The organism is Klebsiella scottii (assembly GCF_036561945.1).
Taxonomy (GTDB): Bacteria; Pseudomonadota; Gammaproteobacteria; order Enterobacterales; family Enterobacteriaceae; genus Klebsiella; species Klebsiella scottii.
This window is the reverse complement of the sequence record NZ_JARXNI010000020.1, coordinates 440,182-461,733: the sequence shown is the minus strand read 5'-3', so window position 1 is coordinate 461,733 and position 21,552 is coordinate 440,182. Positions and strand designations below refer to the sequence as shown.

General features: G+C 61.1%; 19 protein-coding genes and 1 riboswitch. Of the genes, 8 read left to right on the top strand and 11 right to left on the bottom strand.

The genetic code is table 11. The features are described 5' to 3' along the window. Positions 1 to 106: 106 nt before the first annotated feature. From QFI97_RS09930 to dalD, 4 genes are all read right to left on the bottom strand, one after another. The gene (locus QFI97_RS09930; protein ID WP_346431033.1) at positions 107 to 769 is read right to left on the bottom strand and encodes an HAD family hydrolase; all 663 of its coding nucleotides are present in this window, start codon (positions 767 to 769) and stop codon (positions 107 to 109) included. A 52-nt stretch (positions 770 to 821) separates the two neighbouring features. Beyond that, positions 822 to 2,099: an RbtT/DalT/CsbX family MFS transporter gene (locus QFI97_RS09925; protein WP_095100841.1), complete on the bottom strand. Its 1,278-nt coding sequence runs from the start codon at positions 2,097 to 2,099 to the stop codon at positions 822 to 824. A 194-nt stretch (positions 2,100 to 2,293) separates the two neighbouring features. After that, the gene (gene xylB, locus QFI97_RS09920; protein ID WP_346431032.1) at positions 2,294 to 3,757 is read right to left on the bottom strand and encodes a xylulokinase; all 1,464 of its coding nucleotides are present in this window, start codon (positions 3,755 to 3,757) and stop codon (positions 2,294 to 2,296) included. Positions 3,758 to 3,766: 9 nt separating this feature from the next. Continuing rightward, positions 3,767 to 5,134: a D-arabinitol 4-dehydrogenase gene (gene dalD / locus QFI97_RS09915; protein WP_346431031.1), complete on the bottom strand. Its 1,368-nt coding sequence runs from the start codon at positions 5,132 to 5,134 to the stop codon at positions 3,767 to 3,769. A gap of 227 nt (positions 5,135 to 5,361) precedes the next feature. Here dalD and QFI97_RS09910 point away from each other — a divergent pair, with 227 nt between their 5' ends. Then, entirely contained in the window at positions 5,362 to 6,303 is a 942-nt protein-coding gene (locus QFI97_RS09910) for a sugar-binding transcriptional regulator (RefSeq protein WP_095101359.1), read from the top strand. Positions 6,304 to 6,317: 14 nt separating this feature from the next. On the opposite strand, the gene QFI97_RS09905 is transcribed toward QFI97_RS09910, so the two are convergent. Beyond that, the gene (locus QFI97_RS09905) at positions 6,318 to 7,328 is read right to left on the bottom strand and encodes a LacI family DNA-binding transcriptional regulator (RefSeq protein ID WP_346431030.1); all 1,011 of its coding nucleotides are present in this window, start codon (positions 7,326 to 7,328) and stop codon (positions 6,318 to 6,320) included. A gap of 267 nt (positions 7,329 to 7,595) precedes the next feature. On the opposite strand from QFI97_RS09905, the gene QFI97_RS09900 reads away from it, so the two are divergent. Beyond that, the gene (locus QFI97_RS09900; protein WP_189339866.1) at positions 7,596 to 8,345 is read left to right on the top strand and encodes an SDR family oxidoreductase; all 750 of its coding nucleotides are present in this window, start codon (positions 7,596 to 7,598) and stop codon (positions 8,343 to 8,345) included. A 32-nt stretch (positions 8,346 to 8,377) separates the two neighbouring features. Beyond that, on the top strand, positions 8,378 to 9,985 hold the full coding sequence (locus QFI97_RS09895) for an FGGY-family carbohydrate kinase (RefSeq protein ID WP_346431029.1): 1,608 nt from the start codon (positions 8,378 to 8,380) through the stop codon (positions 9,983 to 9,985). 360 nt (positions 9,986 to 10,345) lie between these two features. Here QFI97_RS09895 and fbaB read toward each other — a convergent pair whose 3' ends face one another. Continuing rightward, the gene (gene fbaB, locus QFI97_RS09890; protein ID WP_095101355.1) at positions 10,346 to 11,398 is read right to left on the bottom strand and encodes a class I fructose-bisphosphate aldolase; all 1,053 of its coding nucleotides are present in this window, start codon (positions 11,396 to 11,398) and stop codon (positions 10,346 to 10,348) included. A 250-nt stretch (positions 11,399 to 11,648) separates the two neighbouring features. Here fbaB and QFI97_RS09885 point away from each other — a divergent pair, with 250 nt between their 5' ends. From QFI97_RS09885 to QFI97_RS09875, 3 genes are read left to right on the top strand one after another with little or no spacing between them, the layout of a single operon-like run. Further along, on the top strand, positions 11,649 to 12,926 hold the full coding sequence (locus QFI97_RS09885; RefSeq protein ID WP_346431028.1) for a nucleoside permease: 1,278 nt from the start codon (positions 11,649 to 11,651) through the stop codon (positions 12,924 to 12,926). Then, entirely contained in the window at positions 12,923 to 13,927 is a 1,005-nt protein-coding gene (locus tag QFI97_RS09880; protein WP_346431027.1) for an ADP-ribosylglycohydrolase family protein, read from the top strand. The genes QFI97_RS09885 and QFI97_RS09880 overlap by 4 nt, the downstream gene beginning before the upstream one ends. Further along, positions 13,924 to 14,889 (top strand): PfkB family carbohydrate kinase, encoded by a 966-nt coding sequence (locus tag QFI97_RS09875; RefSeq protein WP_331834690.1) that lies wholly within the window; start codon positions 13,924 to 13,926, stop codon positions 14,887 to 14,889. The genes QFI97_RS09880 and QFI97_RS09875 overlap by 4 nt, the downstream gene beginning before the upstream one ends. Here the strand turns inward: QFI97_RS09875 and QFI97_RS09870 are convergent. The 4 genes from QFI97_RS09870 to QFI97_RS09855 all read right to left on the bottom strand — a co-directional run bounded on the left by QFI97_RS09870 (position 14,863) and on the right by QFI97_RS09855 (position 18,036). After that, complete coding sequence (locus tag QFI97_RS09870; RefSeq protein WP_315298428.1) at positions 14,863 to 15,609, bottom strand: GntR family transcriptional regulator; 747 nt, start codon at positions 15,607 to 15,609, stop codon at positions 14,863 to 14,865. The genes QFI97_RS09875 and QFI97_RS09870 overlap by 27 nt on opposite strands. A gap of 41 nt (positions 15,610 to 15,650) precedes the next feature. After that, positions 15,651 to 16,451 carry a bifunctional hydroxymethylpyrimidine kinase/phosphomethylpyrimidine kinase gene (gene thiD, locus QFI97_RS09865; protein ID WP_095100823.1) on the bottom strand — a complete coding sequence of 267 codons (801 nt, stop codon included), beginning with the start codon at positions 16,449 to 16,451 and terminating at the stop codon, positions 15,651 to 15,653. Then, entirely contained in the window at positions 16,448 to 17,224 is a 777-nt protein-coding gene (thiM, locus tag QFI97_RS09860; RefSeq protein WP_346431026.1) for a hydroxyethylthiazole kinase, read from the bottom strand. The genes thiD and thiM overlap by 4 nt, the downstream gene beginning before the upstream one ends. Positions 17,225 to 17,258: 34 nt before the next feature. Further along, positions 17,259 to 17,355, bottom strand: a riboswitch (TPP riboswitch). 351 nt (positions 17,356 to 17,706) lie between these two features. Beyond that, positions 17,707 to 18,036, bottom strand: a complete 330-nt coding sequence (locus QFI97_RS09855) for a hypothetical protein (RefSeq protein ID WP_346431025.1) — start codon at positions 18,034 to 18,036, stop codon at positions 17,707 to 17,709. 199 nt (positions 18,037 to 18,235) lie between these two features. On the opposite strand from QFI97_RS09855, the gene QFI97_RS09850 reads away from it, so the two are divergent. Continuing rightward, entirely contained in the window at positions 18,236 to 18,658 is a 423-nt protein-coding gene (locus tag QFI97_RS09850; protein WP_346431024.1) for a universal stress protein, read from the top strand. 36 nt (positions 18,659 to 18,694) lie between these two features. Here the strand turns inward: QFI97_RS09850 and QFI97_RS09845 are convergent, their stop codons facing one another. Beyond that, positions 18,695 to 19,618, bottom strand: coding sequence for a LysR family transcriptional regulator (locus tag QFI97_RS09845; RefSeq protein WP_346431023.1), 924 nt, complete (start codon positions 19,616 to 19,618; stop codon positions 18,695 to 18,697). Between the two features lie 124 nt (positions 19,619 to 19,742). On the opposite strand from QFI97_RS09845, the gene QFI97_RS09840 reads away from it, so the two are divergent. Then, a complete protein-coding gene (locus QFI97_RS09840; protein WP_346431022.1) occupies positions 19,743 to 21,551 on the top strand; it encodes an adenine deaminase in 1,809 nt (602 codons plus the stop codon). Position 21,552 lies beyond the last annotated feature (1 nt).

Here is a 21,552-nt window from a genome sequence, read left to right as displayed (position 1 = left end):
TTGTGACGCAGATGGGCGATCGCCAGGGAAAGGTGTGAAAATGAGCGCAGAAAAGAGATAAACCGACCGTTACATCCCCAGGGTTTCTGCGCTCATCGGTACGTGGCTATCCGGCCGCCTTGACGCTTTCAGCGCGCGACAGCAGCAGCTCGGTTAGCGAATGATGGCGGGCGACGGCGCCGTGGAACTGCTGATGCTGGCAATCTTCGGTCACCGCTATCGTCGGGATGCCCGCGGCCCGGGCGGCCTGAAAGCCGCTGGCGCTATCTTCGATAACCAGACACTGGTCCGCGCGGAGATTGAGCTTGCGCAGGGTCGAGAGGTAGACCGCCGGGTGCGGCTTGCCCCACGCTTCGTCATCGGCGCTGGATATCACGTCGAACCAGGGGCGCAGGGCGAGTTTATCGAGCACGGCGGCAATAACCTGATGGGATGAGGAGGTCGCCAGCGCAATCTTGTAGCCGCAGTGGCGGAAATGGGCCAGGGCTTCATTGACGCCGTCCATCGCCTCGCCCCTGGCGATAATCAGCCCGGTCACCCGCCGCAGGATCATCTGCTGCAGGCGCTGAGGCGCGACGCTGAGCTGACAATGGCGGCACCAGGTGCGCGCAATGTCGTCCAGCCGCTTGCCTTTGGTCAAGGTTTCACACTCCGCCACGCTAACCGTCGCGCCCAGAGAGGCCAGGGCCTCCATCTGCGCCTGGCGCCACAGGCCTTCCGAATCAATAAGCACGCCGTCCATGTCAAAAATTACCGCTTTAATACTCATCATCCACCTCAGGCGGGCCGCGATGTCTGCCATCGCGGCCCGTAGACTCTCATCAGGAAAATTCAACGCTTTTGCCGCTACCGGCCGGCTGCTGGCTAAAACCCGGCTGCTCAACGCGGATAAACGCGCAGAGGAAGAACGCCAGCACGTACAGCGCGGTGTAGGCGATAACCACCCCGATGGTGCTGTAGTACGGCAGCAGGACTACCGCTATCGCCGGGGCGAGGAAGTTGGACAGCCCCGCCGACAGGTTATAGACCGAAATGGCCGCCCCTTTATGCTTAGGCTCAAGCGCCGGGAACACGGCGGCCATCGGGACGAAGGCGGCGACAAAGATCCCCAGCGCAACCGCCGGGATCAGCGCCATGGCGAAGTTATGCCCGAAGTGCTGCGGAATGTAGTAAAAAGCGAGGCTCGACAGCGCCATGCCCACGCAGCCAAACCAGCGCACCACTTTGATCCAGCCCAGCTTCTCGCCTAAGATCCCCCACAGCACGTTGGAGAAAATGGTGGTGAAGAAGAACACCGCCCACACCTGCAGCCACTCCGAGGTGGTGAAGCCCAGCTCATCAACAAACATCAGCGGCATAATCACCGCAAAGCCGAACAGCGACAGGGTATTGATAATGCGCACCACGCTGGAGAGCAGAATATTGCGATTGCTGTAGAGCAGCGTCACCGCGCGGCCCAGTTCGGCAAACTTCTCGCGGGTGGTCAGGTTTTGCATATGCCGCGGCGTCTCAATTTTGCGCAGCGCGACCATCGCGATAACGCCGCCGGTGACGCAGAACGCCAGCGCCAGCCACAGGGTACCGAGCTCGCCGATATGCGGGATGGTAAAGCTCGGAATGTAGCTGCCGAATACGCCGATGCCGATTGAATAGACGGCCCAGAACCAGCCCAGCGCCGAGCTGGCGCTGTCGCTTTTAACGTTGTGAATAATCGCCACGATAAACGAGTAGAGGAACAGCGGATAGGCAAAGCCGCGAATGCCGTAGAACAGCAGGATCAGCGGATAGTTAGCGTGTCCGAGGCCAAAAACCAGGAACAGAACGTGGAACACGCACCACAGCACGAAGCCGATCATCATCGTTTTCTGCGGGGTGATGATCTCCGCCACCACGCCGGAAATCCACGCCGAGAGCGCGGCGGCCAGGCCGTACAGCGTAAAGGCGAAAGAGGCCTGCGCCGGGGTGAAGCCCAGCTCTTTGATATAGTGCGAGAGAAAAGCCAGCTCGAAACCGTCGCCGGTCATAAACACGGCGATAGCAATGTATCCCCATATCAGATTCAGGGGCAGACCAAGCCACTGTTTATTGGTTACGGACATAATGACCTCGTTTTCAGGGTACAGGATGCCGCTCCGGTGGCGTCACCGGGGCGGTTGTTATACCCGTCATAATTCAGGCTGCAGGTGCGTTGCCTTCCTCACTCGCTCCGGTCGCTTACCTAAGTAAGCTCCTGGAGATTCCCTGCGTCGCCGCCTTCCTGCAGCCCGAATTATTTAGGATATGTTATTTATAATTAGCGCTGACGGTAATTCAGGTCGTTGAGATATAAGGCCTTAAACTGCGCATAGCGCTGCATCAGGGCCTGATGGCGGGCCGGCGTCGCGCGCCAGGTTTGCCAGACTTCCGGCTTTTCGCACACCGCAGCCAGCGGTTTCCCTGCCGCCAGGCAGGCCAGCCGCGCCGCCCCCAGCGCGCCGCCGGTTTCGCCCCCTTTATGGGTAACCACCGGCATCGCGAGAATATCCGCCAGCAGCTGGGCCCAGAACGGGCTTCGGGCGCCGCCGCCAACCAGCGAGCACTGTTCAATCCGCGTGCCGCTGTCCTTCAGCACCTGCAGCCCGTCGTTAATGCCAAAGCTCACGCCCTCCAGCACCGCGTAGCCCAGCTGCGCGCGCAGGCTGGAGTGCGTCATCCCCCAAAACATCCCCCGGGCATCGGGATCGTTATGCGGCGTGCGTTCGCCGGAAAGGTACGGCAGGAAGAACGGGGCGCTGGCTTTCTCTTCCTCGCTGAGCTGGGCAATCTCTTCCAGCAGAGCGACTTCGGTGGTACCGGTGAGACGGCAGAACCACTGCAGGCAGCTGGCGGCGCTGAGCATGACGCTCATCTGGTGCCACAGGTTCGGCAGCACGTGGCAGAAGGCGTGAACCGCCGACTGCGGCGCCGGACGATAGGCGTCGGTCACCACGAACAGCACGCCGGAAGTCCCGAGAGAAATAAAGGCATCGCCCGGAGAGACCGCCCCGACGCCAATGGCGCTGACCGCGTTATCGCCCCCGCCGCCGGCGACCACCACCGACGCGTTCAGTCCCCAGCGCTCCGCCACCAGCGGATCGAGGGTCGCGGACACCTCGCAGCCTTCGACCAGCGACGGCATATGGCTGCGCGACAGGCCGCACTTGTCCAGCAGCGCATCGGACCAGTCGCGCTTCGCCACGTCCAGCCACAGCGTCCCGGCGGCATCCGACATATCGGAGATTTTCCGGCCGGTCATCCGGTAGCGCAGATAATCCTTCGGCAGCATTACCGTCGCCGTGCGCTGGAAGTTGGCCGGCTCATGGCGCCGCACCCACAGCAGCTTCGGCGCGGTAAACCCCGGCATCGCCAGGTTTCCCGCCACCTGGTGCAGCTCGGGCGCCGCCTCCTCCAGCTCGCGGCACTCGTCGGCGCAGCGGGTGTCATTCCACAGGATTGCCGGGCGAATCACCTCCCCGCGCTCGTCCAGCAGCACCGCACCGTGCATCTGCCCCGAGAGACCGATCGCCTTGATGGCCGACCAGTGATGGCCGCACTTTTCCCGCAGGGTGGTCATCAAATACTCCGTGGCTTCCCACCACGCCTGCGGCGCCTGTTCTGACCAATGGGGATGGGGCCGCTGAATGCTCAGCGGCGCGCTATGGCTGGCGACGACGTCATTGTTCTCATCAATGACCAGCGCTTTCACTTCCGACGTGCCAAGATCGATCCCTAAGTACATAGCCACCTCTTACTTAATCAGCGTATAAACTGCGGCAATCTTCTCGCGCAGCAGTGCCAGGAAGTCCTCGTTCTCCGCCAGCGCGCCGAACAGCGCCCGGTCTTTGGCGTAGACGGCGATCGGGTCGCTGGCCTCAAACATCTCGTGCACCGCCTGCGCGTCGAGGATCCCGTCCTGGTATTGATACGGCAGCGTTCCCTTATGCCACTGCTCCATAAAGACGAAGAACAGCGCCGGGAGCATCGCCGTCGCTTCCGGCCGCGCGCCGCGCTGGTAGCACTCCTGCAGGGTCGGGGCGATCATCGCCGGGATTTTAGAGAAGCCGTCCGCCGCCACCCGCTGGTTGGTGTCCTGGATGTAGGGGTTGGTAAAGCGCTTGAGCACCACGTCGCGATAGGTCGCAAGGTCGATACCGTTATCGCCGAGGCACGGGATCACGTCTTCGGTGACGTAGCGATCGGCAATGGCGTAGATGAATTCGGTGAGCGTGCTTTCGTGGATATAGCGCTGGCCGATGAGGGTGCCCGCCCAGGCGATGCAGCTGTGCGAGGCGTTGAGAATACGAATTTTCGCCTCTTCGTAAGGAATAACCGAGGCCACCATCTCAACGCCAACGGCTTCCAGATTCGGTCGCCCGGCGCGGAAATTATCTTCCACCACCCACTGAATGAAGGTTTCGCCCATGACCGGCGCCTTATCGTCAATGCCGGTTTGCGCTTTGATTCGCGCCGGCAGATCCGCCGCCGGGCGCGGCGTAATGCGGTCAACCATCGTGTTCGGGCAGTTCGCATTCGCCGCCAGCCACTCAACCAGCGCCTGCCTGCCGGTTAGCTGCAGGAACTCCACCAGCCCGTCGTGGAAGCGCTCGCCGTTGTGGCGGACGTTATCGCAGTTCAGCAGGGTCAGCGGTCCGGCGTTATCCGCCATGCGCTTTTCCAGAATACGCGCGATGGTGCCGTAGATGGTCTGGCAGTCGCCCTGCAGATCGGCAACCAGGTCGGGGTTGCTGGTCTCCAGACGATGGCTGGTATTCAGGTAGTAACCCCCTTCGGTGACGGTGAAGGCAATGACCTTAGTCTGCGGGTTGGCCCCTTCATCAATCAGCGGCTGCAGCCCCTTCTGCCACGGCAGCAGCTTCTGAATAGAGGTGATTTCTTCATACTCGCGTTCGCCTTCCGGGCTGACGGTCTCCAGCACATAGCGCCCGCCCTGCGCGGCCAGCGCCTGCACCACCTGCTCGGCATCATCGCGAATATTGCCCGCCGCGATATGCCAACGCTGATCGCCGCTGGCGATCAGGCGATGCAGATACCACGCCTGATGCGCACGGTGAAAAGAACCCAAACCGATGTGAAGCCATGTGTATTGCTGATTCATATTCTGATCTCCTTGAGTGATGTGGCTCACTGTAGATGATCATTTGACCCAAATAAGAGCTATAGATCACAAAAGAGCAATTACCCAATTAAATTACAAATGACCAAACCAGAGCAAAAGCTTGCCTGTTTTCTGAGCCGCAGCCAAAATGCTGCTAATAGTCAAAATCAGTGGGCCTGCAGAAAGACGAACTTATCGCCGTGGCCGCAAACTTAAGGCAGGGAACCGTGAGTAAAGAAGATGACATCAGGCTGGACCAGAAGGTCCGCGCCGCGTGGATGTACTACATTGCCGGCCAGAATCAGAGCGAGATCGCCAGCCAGCTCGGCACCTCAAGGCCGGTGGTCCAGCGGCTGATTGCCGCGGCGAAAGAGGAAGGCATCGTCTCGATTGGGCTGCATCATCCGGTGGCAAACTGCCTCGACTACGCCCAGTTGCTGCAGGAAAAATATCGGCTTATCGACTGCAATATCGTTCCGGCCTATAGCGAGGAGAGCACCCTCGACAGCGTTTCGTTCGGCTGCTACCAGCTGATGGCCCGCTATCTGCAGGACGATAAGGCCAAAATTATCGGCATTGGCTCCGGGCTGACGCTGAAGAAAACCATGCAGCGCATCGATTTCGACAGCCTGAACACGCGCTGCGTGGCGCTGATAAGCGCGATGGATGCCGACGGACAGTGCAACTACTACGACGACGTTCCCCTGCTGCTGGCGCGGAAAATACAGGCCAAATATTACCAGTGGCCCGCGCCGCGCTATGCGCAAACGGCGGATGAGCACCGGATGTGGTGCACCAGCCGCCTGTTTCAGAACGTGTCCGGAGTGGCGCAGCAGGCGGACGTGATTTTCGTCGGCATCGGCCCGCTGGGCACCCACAGCCCAATCTTCAAGGACGGATTTATTAATCAGGCGCAGCTGGACGAGCTAACGGCCCAGGGCGGGATCGGCGAGATCCTCGGCCGGTTTATCGATGCCGAAGGCGGCGTGGTGGAGAGCAATATCAACCAGATGATCACCAGCTACGATATCCGCCACAACCGCTGCCCGCGAATTGCGGTAGCCTGCGGCGAATATAAGCGTCCGGCAATTCTGGCGGCGCTGAAAGGCGGCTGGATCAACGGCCTGGTGACCGATGAGCACACCGCCCGCTGGCTGCTGACGCGCTAACGCCCGCAACGCGCTCAGATAAGCTCGCGGCTGCCGATCAGCAGCGGCGGGATTTCGACCAGCTGTTTAGCGGCGTCGCCGGAATCAATAATGCCGAACACCGCTTCCAGCATCGCCGGCACGTTCTGCTGAACCATGTCAATATCGTGCCCCAGCAGGTAGACGAAAGGGTCCCAGTCAAAGCAGCCCATCGGCGGCTGCCCGGTGCCGGTCAGGCCCCGCTGGGCCAGCCAGCGGACGACCCCTTCAAGAGAGATGGTTGAGTTGACGAAGAAGCCCTGCAGATGTTCATCCGGCGCGCCGAAGCGGGCCAGCATGCTGGCCTCAACTTTGCCTTTCGAGTAGCCGGGAGCGAGGATATTTTCCGCCGGCACGTTCAGGCCGCGCGCCCGATGCGCGTCGTGAAAGCCGCGCAGACGCTCAAGGGTGTTATGGTCGCTGCTGCGGCCGCCGACGAAGGTCAGCGGCGCCAGGCTGCCGTGACGCCGCAGGCTGTTGTCGAGGATTTTATCGGTCAGCGCCCTCGCGCCGGCGTAGTTATCGGAAATTACCGAAGGCGCAATGGTTCCCGGCAGGTCAAGGTTAACGGTGGGCACCCCCGCCTGCTGGCACAGCTCGGCAATTTTGTCCGGATTGGTTGCCCCGGTCGCCACCACCCAGTCCACCTGCCAGGAGAGCATCGCCTTCACGGCTTCAATTTCCAGCTCCGGGCGACGGCGGGTACAGGTAATAATCGGCAGCAGCCCGCGTTCGCGCGCCATCTCTTCAAAACTTTCCGCCACCGATCCGAAGTAGCGGTTATCATATTTAGGGACGATCATGCCGATTACGTGGGATTTTTTACTGCGCAGCATGCTGGCCTGGCGGTTGATCGCATAGCCCTGCTCTTCGGCAATCCGGGTAACCTTCTCCGCCAGCTTCGCGCTGATACGGCGTTTTTTCCAGTTACCGTTGAGGATCGCGCTGACCGCGCTTGCCGAGACGCCGGATAATTCCGCCAGATCGTAGATAGTGATTTTTTTCATTTTCCCAACTTGCGTCACAAATTCATTTCGCTGTTAATTTCCCCACTTGCTCAATCGATGAAGCTGGCGCACATTAGCTTCATCGATTGAGCAACCACTATGCTCCCCGGCGCGCCAGGTCGCACGCCGCTCAGTATCCAGCGTATATAAATAAATGATGCTGATATTCAAAATCTTAGCAAGATTTAGTACCTGACTCCAACGCTGGTCCCGGCTTATTACGGGCCAGATCGATTTACCAAAACAGACCCGGTGAAGGATTATAAAATGAACCACTCCGTATCCTCTATGAATACTTCTCTCAATGGTAAAGTCGCTGCGGTGACCGGCGCGGCTTCCGGTATCGGTCTCGAATGCGCCAAAACCCTGCTCTCGGCGGGCGCGAAGGTAGTCCTGATCGACCGCGAAGGCGAAAAGCTAAATAAGATTGTGGCCGAACTGGGCGAAAACGCCTTCGCCCTGCAGGTGGATCTGATGCAGGGCGAACAGGTCGATAATATTCTGGCCGGTATTCTTAAGCTGGCGGGCGGGCTGGATATCTTCCACGCCAACGCCGGCGCCTATATCGGCGGGCCGGTGGCCGAAGGCGATCCGGACGTGTGGGATCGCGTGCTCCACCTTAACACCAACGCCGCCTTCCGCTGCGTGCGCAGCGTTCTGCCGCACCTGATCGCGCAAAAGTCCGGCGATATCATCTTTACCAGCTCCATCGCCGGGGTGGTTCCGGTTATCTGGGAACCTATCTACACCGCCTCAAAATTTGCGGTTCAGGCGTTCGTGCACACCACCCGTCGCCAGGTGTCGCAGTACGGCGTGCGCGTCGGCGCGGTCCTGCCTGGCCCGGTAGTTACCGCCCTGCTTGACGACTGGCCGAAAGAAAAAATGGAGGAAGCGCTGGCCAACGGCAGCCTGATGCAGCCGATTGAAGTGGCTGAATCCGTGCTGTTTATGGTGACCCGCTCGAAAAACGTCACCGTACGCGACCTCGTTATCCTGCCTAACAGCGTGGATCTCTAACTCTTTAATCAGGCTGGCTAAAGGATGGCTCTATGAACTGCGATACACCAACCATTATTGGCGTCGATGTCGGCTCGGGCAGCGTGCGGGCGGGCATTTTCAACCTCAATGGTGAACTGCTCGCCCACGCGACGCGGGAGATTACCCTCTTTCGCAGCCCGGGAAGCATGGTTGAACAATCCAGCAGCGAGATTTGGCAGGCGGTGTGCGGCTGCATTAAAACCGCGATCGCCCGCTCCGGCGCCGCGCCGGACTCGGTGGCGGGCATTGGCTTCGACGCCACCTGTTCGCTGGTGGTGGTCGGTGAAAACGATGCGCCGCTGGCGGTGGGTCCTTCAGAGGACCCAAACCGCGACATCATCGTCTGGATGGATCACCGCGCGACCGGGCAGGCGGAAAAAATTAACGCTACCCGTCACCCGGTGCTGCAGTACGTCGGCGGCATTATCTCGCCGGAGATGGAAACGCCAAAAATACTGTGGCTTAAGGAGAACCGCCCGCAGGTTTATCAGCAGGCGCGACACTTTTTTGATCTCGCGGACTACCTGACCTGGCGCGCCACCGGCGACGAGGCCCGCTCGGTCTGTACCGTCACCTGTAAATGGACCTATCTGGCCCACGAGCAGCGCTGGGATGCCGACTACTTCCGCCAGATTGGGCTTGCCGAGCTGGCGGACGAGGGGTTTGCGCGCATCGGCCAGCGCATTGTCGATCCGGGAACGCCCTGCGGCAGCGGCCTTACCGCCGTCGCCGCACAGCAGATGGGCCTGCCGGTCGGCACGCCGGTGGCGGTTGGCATGATTGACGCCCACGCCGGCGGCATCGGCACCGTTGGGGTTCTCGACGGCGCGCTCAGCAATATGGCCTACGTGTTCGGCACCTCCTCCTGCACCATGACCACCTCGCAGGAGGCCATCTTCGTGCCCGGCGTCTGGGGCCCTTACTACTCGGCGATGGTGCCGGGCTTCTGGCTGAATGAAGGCGGTCAGAGCGCGGCAGGCGCCGCTATCGACCGGCTGCTGAGCTTCCATCCGGCGGCGCATGAAGCCCGTCAGCTGGCGCAGGAGGCCGGGTTGCCGCTGCCGGTCTATCTCGCGGACCGGGTGCTGGCCCGCCTGGAGAGCCCCTCCGAGGCGGTACGCCTCGCTGCCGGCCTGCACGTGGTGCCTGAATTCTTAGGCAATCGCGCGCCGCTGGCGGACCCTAACGCCAGAGCGATCGTTGCCGGGCTGGGGATGGAGGAGGATGTCGATCATCTGCTGGCGCTGTACGTGGCCGGACTGTGCGGCATTGGCTACGGCCTGAGGCAGATTCTTGATGCCCAGGAGGTCTGCGGCGTGCGCAGCGAGAATATCGTGATTAGCGGCGGCGCGGGGCAGCATCCGCTGGTTCGCCAACTGCTGGCCGATACCTGCGGCATTCCGGTGATGAGCACCGTATGCAGCGAGCCGGTGCTGTTAGGTTCAGCGATTCTGGGCGCCGTCGCCGGCGGGGTTTGCGCGTCGCTGCCGAAGGCGATGAAGCGGTTTACCCGGGTGGATAAGACCTATTTCAGCGCGACGCAGCATCAGGCGGTTCACCAGCGTCGCTATGAGGCTTATCTGGCGCTGCAGCAGGCGGCCAGGCTGATAAGGGAGTAGCGGCCACCGCGGAGGATATTTTCTTGCTCCGCAGGATGTTGCGCTCCCCGGCGATTTCCCTGCCCTATGTTCCCCGTCGCGCAGGGAGCGCACAGGGGGCGGCCCATCGCCGCCGCCCCCTGTACCCCCGGGCTCCGGCCAGCCAAAATCGCCGCTGCGCGGTCCCTTCGACCGATGCCGTCAGGCTGTCGGGTCGGGCCGAGGTAACGTCCCTGTAAATCACGGCCCTCAGCCCGCATCCATGCGGGCTGCCCCGGCCTGCCGGCAGCGTCTCAGCGATTTTGAGGCCGACAACACCCGCAGTTTCAGCCGGCTCCAGAACATTCGATAAATCATGTTCCGAGACACAAACTGGCATACCTAGGCTATCGTTACCTTGCCGTCGAGATAGACGTCCTGCACGGCGTTGATCAGCTTCACGCCGTCGGCCATCGATTTTTTGAAGGCTTTACGGCCAAGGATCAGCCCCATGCCGCCGGCGCGCTTGTTGATTACCGCCGTACGTACGGCATCCGTCAGGTCGGTCTCGCCTCCCGCCGCGCCGCCGGAGTTTATCAGCCCCGCCCGCCCCATATAGCAGTTCGCCAGCTGGTAGCGAACCAGATCGATCGGGTTCTCGGTGGTCAGCTTGCTGTAGACGCGGTCGTCGGTATAACCGAAGTTAACCGCCTTATAGCCGCCGTTATTTTCCGCCATTTTCTGCTTCACAATATCCGCGCCAATGGTCGCCGCCAGGTGGTTAGCCTGACCGGTCAGGTCGGCGGAGACGTGATAGTCGACGCCATCTTTCTTAAATGCCGGATTGCGCAGATAGGCCCACAGCACGGTGACCAGCCCCAGCTCGTGCGCGCGCTCGAACGCCGCAGAGATCTCTTCGATCTGGCGGCGCGACTCTTCTGAACCGAAATAGATAGTCGCCCCCACCGCCACCGCGCCCATATTAAAGGCCTGCTCAACGCTGGCGTACAGCGTCTGGTCGAAGGTGTTCGGGTAGCTCAGGGTCTCGTTGTGATTTAGCTTCACGAGGAACGGAATGCGGTGCGCGTAGCGGCGCGATACCGAGGCCAGCACGCCGTAGGTCGACGCCACGCAGTTACAGCCGGCCTCAATCGCCAGCTCGACGATATTTTTCGGATCGAAGTACAGCGGGTTGGCGGCAAAAGAGGCGCCCGCCGAGTGCTCCACGCCCTGGTCAACCGGCAGGATCGACAGGTAGCCGGTGCCGGCCAGGCGCCCCGTGTTGTACAGGGTTTGCATATTACGCAGCACCGCCGGCGGACGATTGTTATCAACCATCACCCGGTCGACGTAATCCGATCCCGGTAAATAGAGCTGATCGGCTGGAATAGTCATACAACGGTGCTGTAACAGGCTGTCGGCATCTTTGCCAAGCAATTGCGTAATATCAGTCATAGCAATAACTCCCGTAAGGCCGGCCGCGGCCGGCGTCAATGTTCCTGACCCAACTTTTTTGGGCAGGTTAAGCCTGGTACCGACTTAGCATATTTTCCAGCCGGGATCGCATTTTTTCAGCAACTTCTGCTGGCACGATTCAGATACGAAAAAGTGTTAGCTTGCTCAAACAATCAGCTCAATGGTATTTCAAAGGTATTATCAAGTGGTACTCTAAATGCGTACCTTACCTGTCATGAAGGATCTCCAAATGAAAACTACAGCAAAGCTGTCGTTCATGATGTTCGTTGAGTGGTTTATCTGGGGAGCGTGGTTTGTTCCTCTGTGGCTGTGGCTGAGTAAAAGCGGCTTCAGCGCCGGCGAAATTGGCTGGTCCTATGCCTGTACCGCCATTGCCGCCATTCTCTCTCCGGTACTGGTTGGCTCTCTGACGGATCGCTTTTTCTCTGCGCAAAAAGTGCTGGCGATTCTGATGTTTGCCGGGGCGATACTGATGTACTTCGCTGCTCAGCAGACCACCTTCAGCGGCTTCTTCCCGCTGCTGCTGGCCTACTCCCTCACCTACATGCCGACTATCGCCCTAACTAACAGCATCGCGTTTTCCAACGTCGCCGACGTCGAACGCGATTTCCCGCGCATTCGGGTGATGGGGACCATCGGCTGGATCGGCTCCGGGCTGGTGTGCGGTTTCTTACCGGGAATGCTCGGCCTGGGCGACATCTCGCCCACCAACGTACCGCTGCTGATCGCCGCGGGCAGCTCGCTGGTGCTGGGGATTTTTGCGCTGTGCCTGCCGGATACGCCGCCGAAGAGTACCGGCAAACTGAGCCTCAAGGTGATGCTGGGACTGGACGCGCTGATCATGCTGCGCGACAGGAACTTCCTCGTCTTTTTCTTCTGCTCGTTCCTCTTCGCCATGCCGCTGGCCTTCTATTACATCTTTGCCAACGGCTATCTCAGCGAATCGGGGATGAAAAACGCCACCGGCTGGATGACCCTCGGCCAGTTCTCTGAAATCTTCTTTATGCTGGCGCTGCCGTTCTTCACTAAGCGCTTTGGTATTAAAAAGGTTCTGTTGCTTGGTCTTATTACCGCCGCCATTCGCTACGGCTTTTTCGTCTACGGCGCGGCAGATAACTATTTCACCTATACGCTGATGTTCCTCGGTATTCTGCTGCACGGCGTCAGCTACGACTTCTATTACGTCACCGCCTACATCTACGTCGATAAAAAGGCGCCGGTGGCGATGCGCAACGCCGCGCAGGGGCTAATCACCCTCTGCTGCCAGGGGTTCGGCAGCCTGCTGGGCTACCGCCTCGGCGGGGTGATGATGGAGAAAATGTTTGCCTACTCATCGCCGGTTAACGGTCATACCTTTAACTGGGCGGGAATGTGGACGTTCGGCGCCATAATGATTGCCGTTATCGCCGTTCTGTTCATGGTGTTCTTCCGCGAGTCGGATAAAGACATCACCACCATTGAGATCGACGCGCAGGATGCTGCGCTTACACAAGAGGAAGTCAAATGAAAGCAGAACGTATTCTCGGTGCCCTTTACGGGCAGGCGTTAGGGGATGCGATGGGCATGCCGTCGGAGCTCTGGCCAAGATCGCGGGTTAAGGCCCACTTTGGCTGGATCGACCGTTTCCTGCCCGGACCGGCGGAAAATAATGCCGCCTGTTACTTTGCCGAGGCCGAGTTCACCGACGACACCTCGATGGCCCTGTGCCTCGCCGATGCCATCATCGAATGCGACGGCCGGATTGTTCCTGATACCATCGGCCGCCACATCCTCCGCTGGGCGGAGGAGTTTGACGCCTTTAATAAGAACGTCCTCGGGCCAACGTCAAAAATCGCCTTAAAGGCCATTCGCAGCGGCACGCCGGTGAGCGAGCTGGAGAATAACGGGGTGACCAACGGCGCGGCCATGCGCGCCTCGCCGCTGGGATGCCTGCTGCCGACCGGCAACCTCGACGCCTTTATTGACGAGGTTGCCGCCGCCTCCAGCCCGACGCATAAATCTGATTTAGCCATCGCCGGCGCCGCGGTCATCGCCTGGGCCATCTCGCGCGCCGTCGACGGCGCAAGCTGGTCCGCCATCGCCGATGCGCTTCCTGCCATCGCCCATCATGCCCAGCAGCAGCGTACCACGACCTTTAGCGCCTCGCTGGCCCTGCGCATTGAGCTGGCATTACGCACCGTACGCAGCGCGGGCGGAGTCGAGTCCGCCTGCGAGCAGCTTTATCAGCTGGTGGGGGCCGGAACCAGCACCATCGAATCCGTGCCCTGCGCCGTGGCGATGGTTGAGCTGGCCGCAGCCGACCCTAACCGCTGCGCCGTACTTTGCGCGAACCTTGGCGGCGATACCGACACCATCGGCGCGATGGCCACCGCCATTTGCGGGGCGATAAACGGCATATCAGCCATCGATAGCCGGCTCAAAGCGCGTCTGGACGAGGTCAATAAGCTGGACTTCACGCGCTACGCCGACGCCCTCGGCCGCTACCGCCGGCAGCGGGAGGCGCAATGAATAGCCGTCAGCTGAGCGATAAGCTCGCGACCCTCACCGCCGTCAGGCCGGTGACGGTTATCGGGGCCGCGGTGATCGACGTGATTGCCGACGCTTACGCCCTGCCGTGGCGCGGCTGCGATATCGAACTGCAGCAGCAGAGCGTGAACGTCGGCGGCTGCGCCCTGAATATTGCGGTGGCGCTAAAAAGGCTGGGCATCGCGGCGCAAAACGCGCTGCCCATCGGCGAAGGCGTGTGGGCGGAAATTATCCGCAATCGCCTGGCGCAGGAGGGGATAACCAGCGTGATAACCCGCGCCAGCGGCGACAACGGCTGGTGCCTGGCGCTGGTGGAGCCGGACGGAGAGCGCACGTTTATGTCCTTCAGCGGCGTCGAAAACCGCTGGTGCGACGACTGGCTCATACCGCTCAATGTCGGGCTCAACGGCCTGGTGTATCTTTCCGGCTACCAGCTGGCCTCCCCCAGCGGCGAGCGGCTGGTGGCGTGGCTGGAGAAGCAGAGTGACGTCACGCCGTTTATCGATTTTGGTCCGCGAATCGCCGATATCCCCGAGGCGCTAATGGCGCGCCTGATGGCGCTGAAGCCGCTGGTTTCCGTTAACCGTCAGGAGGCGCAGATTGCCGCCGAGGCTAACGGCTTCTCCGCTGAGGTGAGCGAGTTCGGCGCCGGGTGGCTGAAAAAGTACCGCGCCCCGCTGATCGTCCGCCTGGATAAAGAAGGCGCGTGGTTTTTCAGCCCGCAGGCGAGCGGACAGGCCCGAGCCTTCCCGGCGACGGTCGTCGATACCATCGGCGCCGGGGACAGCCACGCGGGGGGCACCCTGGCCGGATTAGCCGCCGGCTGGAGCCTGGAAGAAGCGGTGACGCTGGGGAATGCCGTGGCGGCGTGGGTGGTGGGTCATCGGGGCGGCGATTGCGCCCCGGATCGCGAAACCCTACTCCTCGCACACAAAGACGTATAGATCGCTGCGGCAGTAGCTAATGCTGTATTCGATAGGGTGCTGGTGCTGATCGAGGGCAACCTGTTTAATCACCAGCACCGGGATCGCGCTATCCATCTGAATATGCGACTGAAACTCGGCGTCCGGCATCCTGGCGCTGACCCGGGAGCGGGTGCGCTGGGGAAGGATCTGCCGGCTGCGGAAGTAGTCGTACAGCGAGACGCTGATCGCATCGACGTCGTGGATAAGATGCGCGGGAACCCACGACTCCTCAAGCGATACCGCCGCTTCATCCACGTAGCGGATGCGCTTGAGCATAAACACGTCGCTGCCTGCGGCAATCGCCAGCTGCTGCGCGACCTCCTCCGGGCATTTGACGATCCGCTTATTGACCCACAGGGTGTCGGGCTTTTTACCCCGCAGCACAACCTGCTGGGTAAAGCCGCGCGCCTCTTTCAGCGAATACTCGAAAATATTGTTGACCCGGGTGCCGTAGCCCTGGGCGCGCGTAACCACGCCTTCATCTTCCAGCGTCCGCAGCGCCTTGCGCACGGTGATACGCGATACGCCGGTAAGCTGACTCAAATCGCGCTCGCCGGGAAGGATATTACCGTTCTCCAGCCAGCCGCTGCGCACGGCGTCCTTGATGGTGTCAGCAAACCTGATATACAGCGGCGCGTTATCCGTCGCGGCCATGCGTTCAACGAGCTGGTGAATCAACCGGGTATGCGCCTGTTCCATTTGTCTTTTCCTGACTGAAATCTGGCGTCAGTATATCAGGCTTACCACCAGGCGTGGAAATGGTGCACCGGACCAATCCCCTGCCCCACTTCCAGCGAATCCGCCTGCGCCAGCGCCGCTGAGAGCCAACCTTTGGCTTCGGCAACCGTTTGTCCCCAATCGTGGTAGCGCGGACGCAGCGCGGCCAGCGCGGCGGAGAGCGTACAGCCGGTGCCGTGGGTATTTTTGGTCCTGATCCGCGGGGCGGTGAAGCGCTGCTCGCCTTCGGCGCTAAAGAGCCAGTCCGGACTTTCGGCATCGTCCAGATGACCGCCCTTCAGCAGCACCGCGCCGCAGCCCAGCGCCAGCAGCGCCCGGCCCTGCTCAAGCATCTCTTTTTCATTCTGCGCGTGGGGCGCATCCAGCAGCGCCGCGGCCTCCGGCAGGTTTGGCGTTATCAGCGAAACCTGCGGCAATAGCCGGGTGCGTAGCGTCGCCACCGCCGAGGCTGACAGCAGCGGATCGCCGCTTTTCGCCAGCATCACCGTATCCAGCACCACGTTGGCGATCCGGTAGCGCGCCAGCCGCTCGGCCACGGCTTCGACAATATCCGTTTCCGCCAGCATGCCAATTTTGGTGGTATCGATACGGACGTCGCTGAACACCGAGTCCAGCTGGGCGGCAACAAAATCAGGCTCGATGCGGTACACCGACTGCACGCCACGGGTGTTCTGCGCCACCAGCGCGGTGATCACCGAGCAGCCGTAGGCGCCGAGGGCGGAAAAGGTTTTAAGATCGGCCTGAATCCCCGCGCCGCCGCTGGGGTCGGTGCCGGCAATCGTTAAGGCGTTAATCCGCTTCATTGATGGTCCTCCTCGTACAGCGCATCAAGGAACGCCGGGGTAAAGCTGCCCGGGCCGCCCTGACGGGCCGCCAGCCCGCCCGCCAGCTTCATCAGGCCGCAGGCCGCCGCGACGTTTTCCAGCCGGTCGCCGGGAAGCGCCGTACTGGCGGCAACTACCGCAGACAGGGCGCAGCCGGTGCCAACAACGCGGGTCATCAGGCGATCCCCACCGCTTACGGCGCGCGTGCGCTGGCCGTCGGTGACGTAATCCACCTCACCGGTCACCGCAACCACCGTATTCAGCTGACGCGCCAGCGCCTGGGCGGCCGGCAGCGCCGCCGCCGCGGTATCGGTGGTATCGACCCCGCGCCCGCCGCCGCTCATCCCCGCCAGGGCCATAATCTCCGAGGCATTGCCGCGAATGGCGGCCGGCTGCAGGGTTAACAGATCGCGACAGAATTCGCTGCGCAGAGTGAGCGCGCCGACCGCAACAGGGTCCAGCGCCCACGGCTTGCCGGCCTGCTGCGCGCTGCGGACAGCCGCCCGCATGGCGTCGGCGCGGTCGACGGTTAAGGTTCCGACATTAATTAACAGCGCATCGGCAATGGCGGCAAACTGGCCTGCCTCCTGCGGGTCAATCACCATCGCGGGGGAAGCGCCAATCGCCAACAGGACGTTGGCGGTGAAAGTCTGCACCACGTCGTTGGTCATGCAGTGAATAAGGGGGGAATGGCGGCGAAAAAGATGTCGCAGATGCGCGATATGCGCGGGGTTCAGTTGCTCAGCTTGCATCGTTTGCTCCAGCCAGGCGATGAAGAAGCAACGACCTTGCGGTCTCTGACTTCCCTACGCTGGCATTATCCAGATCAGGTGGTACGGGTTTTTCTCAGCCTTCACAAGGAAGGGCACCCCGAGTCATTTAATTCAAAATCAAAAACTTGCGATTAACATTCCGTTAATCTCTGATCAGGATAATGCCATCGGGAAGTCAAAGACACAACCTTTCTAAAAACAGCATACGTCCCGCCAGTGACCCACGCTGGGGACCATAAGAGCAAACCAAAACACGCGGCATCCCCGGTGGCGCTATCGCGATATGTCGAGATAATGAGCTACAAAATGTAGAAAATGTGAAGATTGTCATTGACAACTCTGGATTTAGGAAAACGCTGAATAGAAATTCATAACGGAATGATAATCTGTCTACTCCAGTTCAGGAGTTGAAGATGAAAAAAATAATCCTTTTCGTGCTTGTAGTAGCAAGTGTCTCCAGTTTATCCGGATGTATCATGCCCTGGTGGGGACCAGGTGGCGGAGGCGGTGGCGGAGGTCCGATGCAAGGGCCTGGTGGCGGTGGTGGTGGTGGTGGCGGTGGATTTGGTGGAGGTCATGGTCCGGGCTGAATCTAAAACACAGGCATAAAAAAAACCGGACGGGAAACCGCCCGGTTTAGTTGATCTTATTCGTTCTTTTCTCATTAAGATAATGCCGAATAGCGCTATCGAATCCGTAATTTTTAATACGATCAAGCAGGCTGGAACGACGACAATCAGGCCGACATTAATAATCGCGTCGTCGTTTGTACCGTCTAAAATCCACTGCATCAACGGCAGGTTGCCAGTGGACTAACCCCGCCGCCGCTCGTGGGGGATGCTTTACCGTTTTCCAGCCCCCGGAACATGCGCTTCCCGCCCTGATTTCCCTGCCCTTTTTACGCACATATCGATTTGCTTTCGCCGCTACCCGGGCACAAGATTAGCAGTGGGAATAATGTTTTGCGCAGATAACCATCCGAGGTGGGCTATGTCCGTTTATCACCATGCGCTGGTGCTGATTAACAGCAGCATTGACGGGGCTCCGCTGCTTCAGCACGCGGCTAAAATGGCCGAAGAGAACGCCATGAAGATAACCATCGCCCATATCAGTACCGACTATCGGGCGCTGAACTACGTTTCCGACAGCCTGATGGATGATGACGTCTCGCAGGAGGTGATCCAGGCCAAAGCCCTGCTCAACGAACTGGCTACCACCGTCGCCCTGCCGGTGCAGACGCTGGCGCTGGTCACCGCCCGCCGCTTTGCCGACGTCGAGGAGTGCGTGCGCCAGCGCAATATCGATTTGATTATTGCCGGCCACCGCAACCGCCTGCTGGGGGTGATGGCTTCCCGCTCCCTCGAGTACATCAATCACCTCAGCGTGGACGTGCTGATTAAGCACCTGCCCTGACCCACCGCTGCGGCCTCCCCGAAAGAGTGGGGCTGATTACGGATTCACTTCCCGCAGCGAACTCAGCAGCAACGCGAAGCTGGACTCAATCAGCGGCGGTAGCGGCTGCGGCCCGCGCATTAGCGCCACGGTGCGGCTCAGCGCGGGCTGCTGCAGCTGGGCTATCTTCAGCTGCGGATCGCATAAATGGGTGGTATAGAGCTCGGGCAGAATGGCTATCGCCAGGCGCGACCGCACCAGGCCATACAGCGTTTCGATATAGTCCACCTGATAACGCGTATTCAGCGTCAGGCGATGGCTCTCCGCCAGCGCCCCCACCAGCCGCTGGATATTGCCTTTCGAGAACACCGCGATATCGCGACCGGCCAGCAGCTTCCACGGCAGATGCGGCTGGCTGGCGAGCGGATCGTCGCCGTGCAGCACCGCCACAAACGGGTCCTCGCGCAGCGGATAAACCTGCAGCTCTGCGGGCAACGAGCTGTCGATGGCGCCCACGGCGAAATCAATCTGCCCGCTCAGCAGTTCGCGCACCAGCGCGTCGTTGGCCCGATCGTGAAACTCGACCCGCAGGCGCGGAAAGGTCTCGGCCAGGGTCTGCGGCAGCAGGGGAAAAAGCAGCGAGCTGACCGACGGCATCAGCCCAATGCGCACCGTACCGTCGCCGCCGGCTTCGACAATCTGCCGCATATCATCAAACGCCAGCTGGGCCACGCTCAGCACGCGCTGCGCGTGGGGCAGGATCGCCGCGCCCAGTTCGGTTAGCGTGACCGAAGAGGCGGTGCGGTTCACCAGCTTGCCGCCGAGCACCGCCTCCACCTGCCGCAGCGCGCTGCTCAGCGCCGGTTGGCTGATGGCCAGCCGGTTGGCGGTATCGGTAAAATGACGCAGCTGCGCCAGGGTAACAAAATACTGTAGCTGCTTGAGAGAAAGCGCGGGCAGCCGCTGCCACGGTTCGGTCATGTTATCCATCGCTGAGAGTGAGCAGGCAGAATAACCCGAGCTTATCGGGCGATAAATTTATTCATCTGGGCAAACGTTTGCTGTGCCCCTAGAGTATCGCCATTATCCTTGTGCCGGAGTTGTTATGTCCAGCAGTGCTGAAAACCGCCGCCGCGCCGTGCAGGCCGCCCGGGGCGAATTGCCGTTCGATCTCTTACTCACCGGGGGAGAGATCGTTGATATGGTCACCGGGGAAATCCGCGCCGCCGACGTCGGCATCGTCGGAGAGATGATTGCCAGCGTCCACCCGCGCGGTAGCCGCAGCGATGCCGCAGAATCCCGCGACCTGCAGGGCGCATACCTCTCTCCGGGGCTGATGGATACCCACGTCCACCTCGAAAGCTCCCATCTGCCTCCCGAGCGCTACGCGGAAATCGTCCTCGCCCAGGGAACGACGGCGGTATTTTGGGATCCGCACGAGCTGGCCAACGTTCTCGGCGTGGAGGGCGTGCGCTACGCCGTTGCCGCCAGCCGCAATCTGCCGCTGGAGGTGATGGTCGCCGCCCCCTCCAGCGTCCCGTCCACGCCGGGGCTGGAGATGTCCGGCGCGGATTTTGCCGGAGAAGAGATGACCACCATGCTGGCGTGGCCGGAAGTGCGCGGCGTGGCGGAAGTGATGGATATGCACGGCGTGCTGCACGCCAGCGAGCGGATGCAGGAGATAGTCCAGGCGGGTCTCAACAGCGGCAAGCTGATTGAAGGCCACGCCCGCGGGCTGAACGGCGCGGATCTGCAGGCCTATCTGGCCGCCGGCGTCACCTCCGATCATGAGCTCACCTCGGCGGAGGATGCGCTGGAAAAACTGCGCGCCGGCCTGACGCTACAAATTCGCGGCTCGCACCCCTATCTGCTGGAGGATATCGTCAAGGCGCTGAAAACCCTGCCGCATCTCTCCTCGCAAATCACCGTCTGCACCGACGATGTGCCGCCGGATATGCTGCTGGAAAAAGGCGGCATTATCGCCCTGCTAAACCTGCTGATCGGGCACGGCCTGCCGGCCACCGATGCCCTGCGCTTCGCCACGCTGAACGCGGCGATCCGCCTGCAGCGCAATGATTTAGGCCTGATTGCCGCCGGTCGTCGCGCGGACCTGGTGGTGTTCCCCGCGCTGGATAAGCTGCAGGCGCGCGAGGTCTATGTCGCCGGGAAGCTGATTGCCCGGGACGGACAGCTGCGCCAGCCCATTCCTGCGGCCACCGACGTCACGCCGCCGCGCGATACCCTGCAGCTTGCGCCGCTGAGCGCCGACGACTTTATCCTCAAGGTCGGCGGTATTCGCCACGGCGTCGCCCGCCTGCGGCATATTCGCGGCGCGCGTTTTACGCAGTGGGGGGAAGTTGAGGTGCAGATCCGCGACGGCAGCGTCCAGCTGCCCGACGGCTTCAGCCTGATTTGGGTCAAGCACCGCCACGGGCGCCATCAGGCGACGCCGCAGATTGCCCTGCTTGAGGGCTGGGGCGAGCTGCGCGGGGCGATTGCCACCAGCTACTCCCACGACTCGCACAACCTCGTGGTGCTCGGGCGAGACGCCGAAGAGATGGCGCGGGCCGCCAACCGGCTGATCGCCTCCGGCGGCGGCATGGCGCTGGCGCAGCGGGGAGAAATTCTGGCCCATGTCGCCATGCCGATTGCCGGGATGCTTTCCGACCTGCCGGCGGCGGAGCTTGCGCGCCAGTTCCGCGAGCTGCGCGATCTGAGCGCCGAGATTGCCGACTGGGAGCCGCCGTACAGGGTGTTTAAGGCCATCGAAGGAACCTGCCTCGCCTGTAACGCCGGGCCGCATTTGACCGATTTGGGTTTGACCGACGGCACCACCCGCCGGATCGTCGACCCGCTGATAGCCTGCCGGGAAACCCCGGAGCATACCAACAACAATAATCACCACGGAGCCTGAT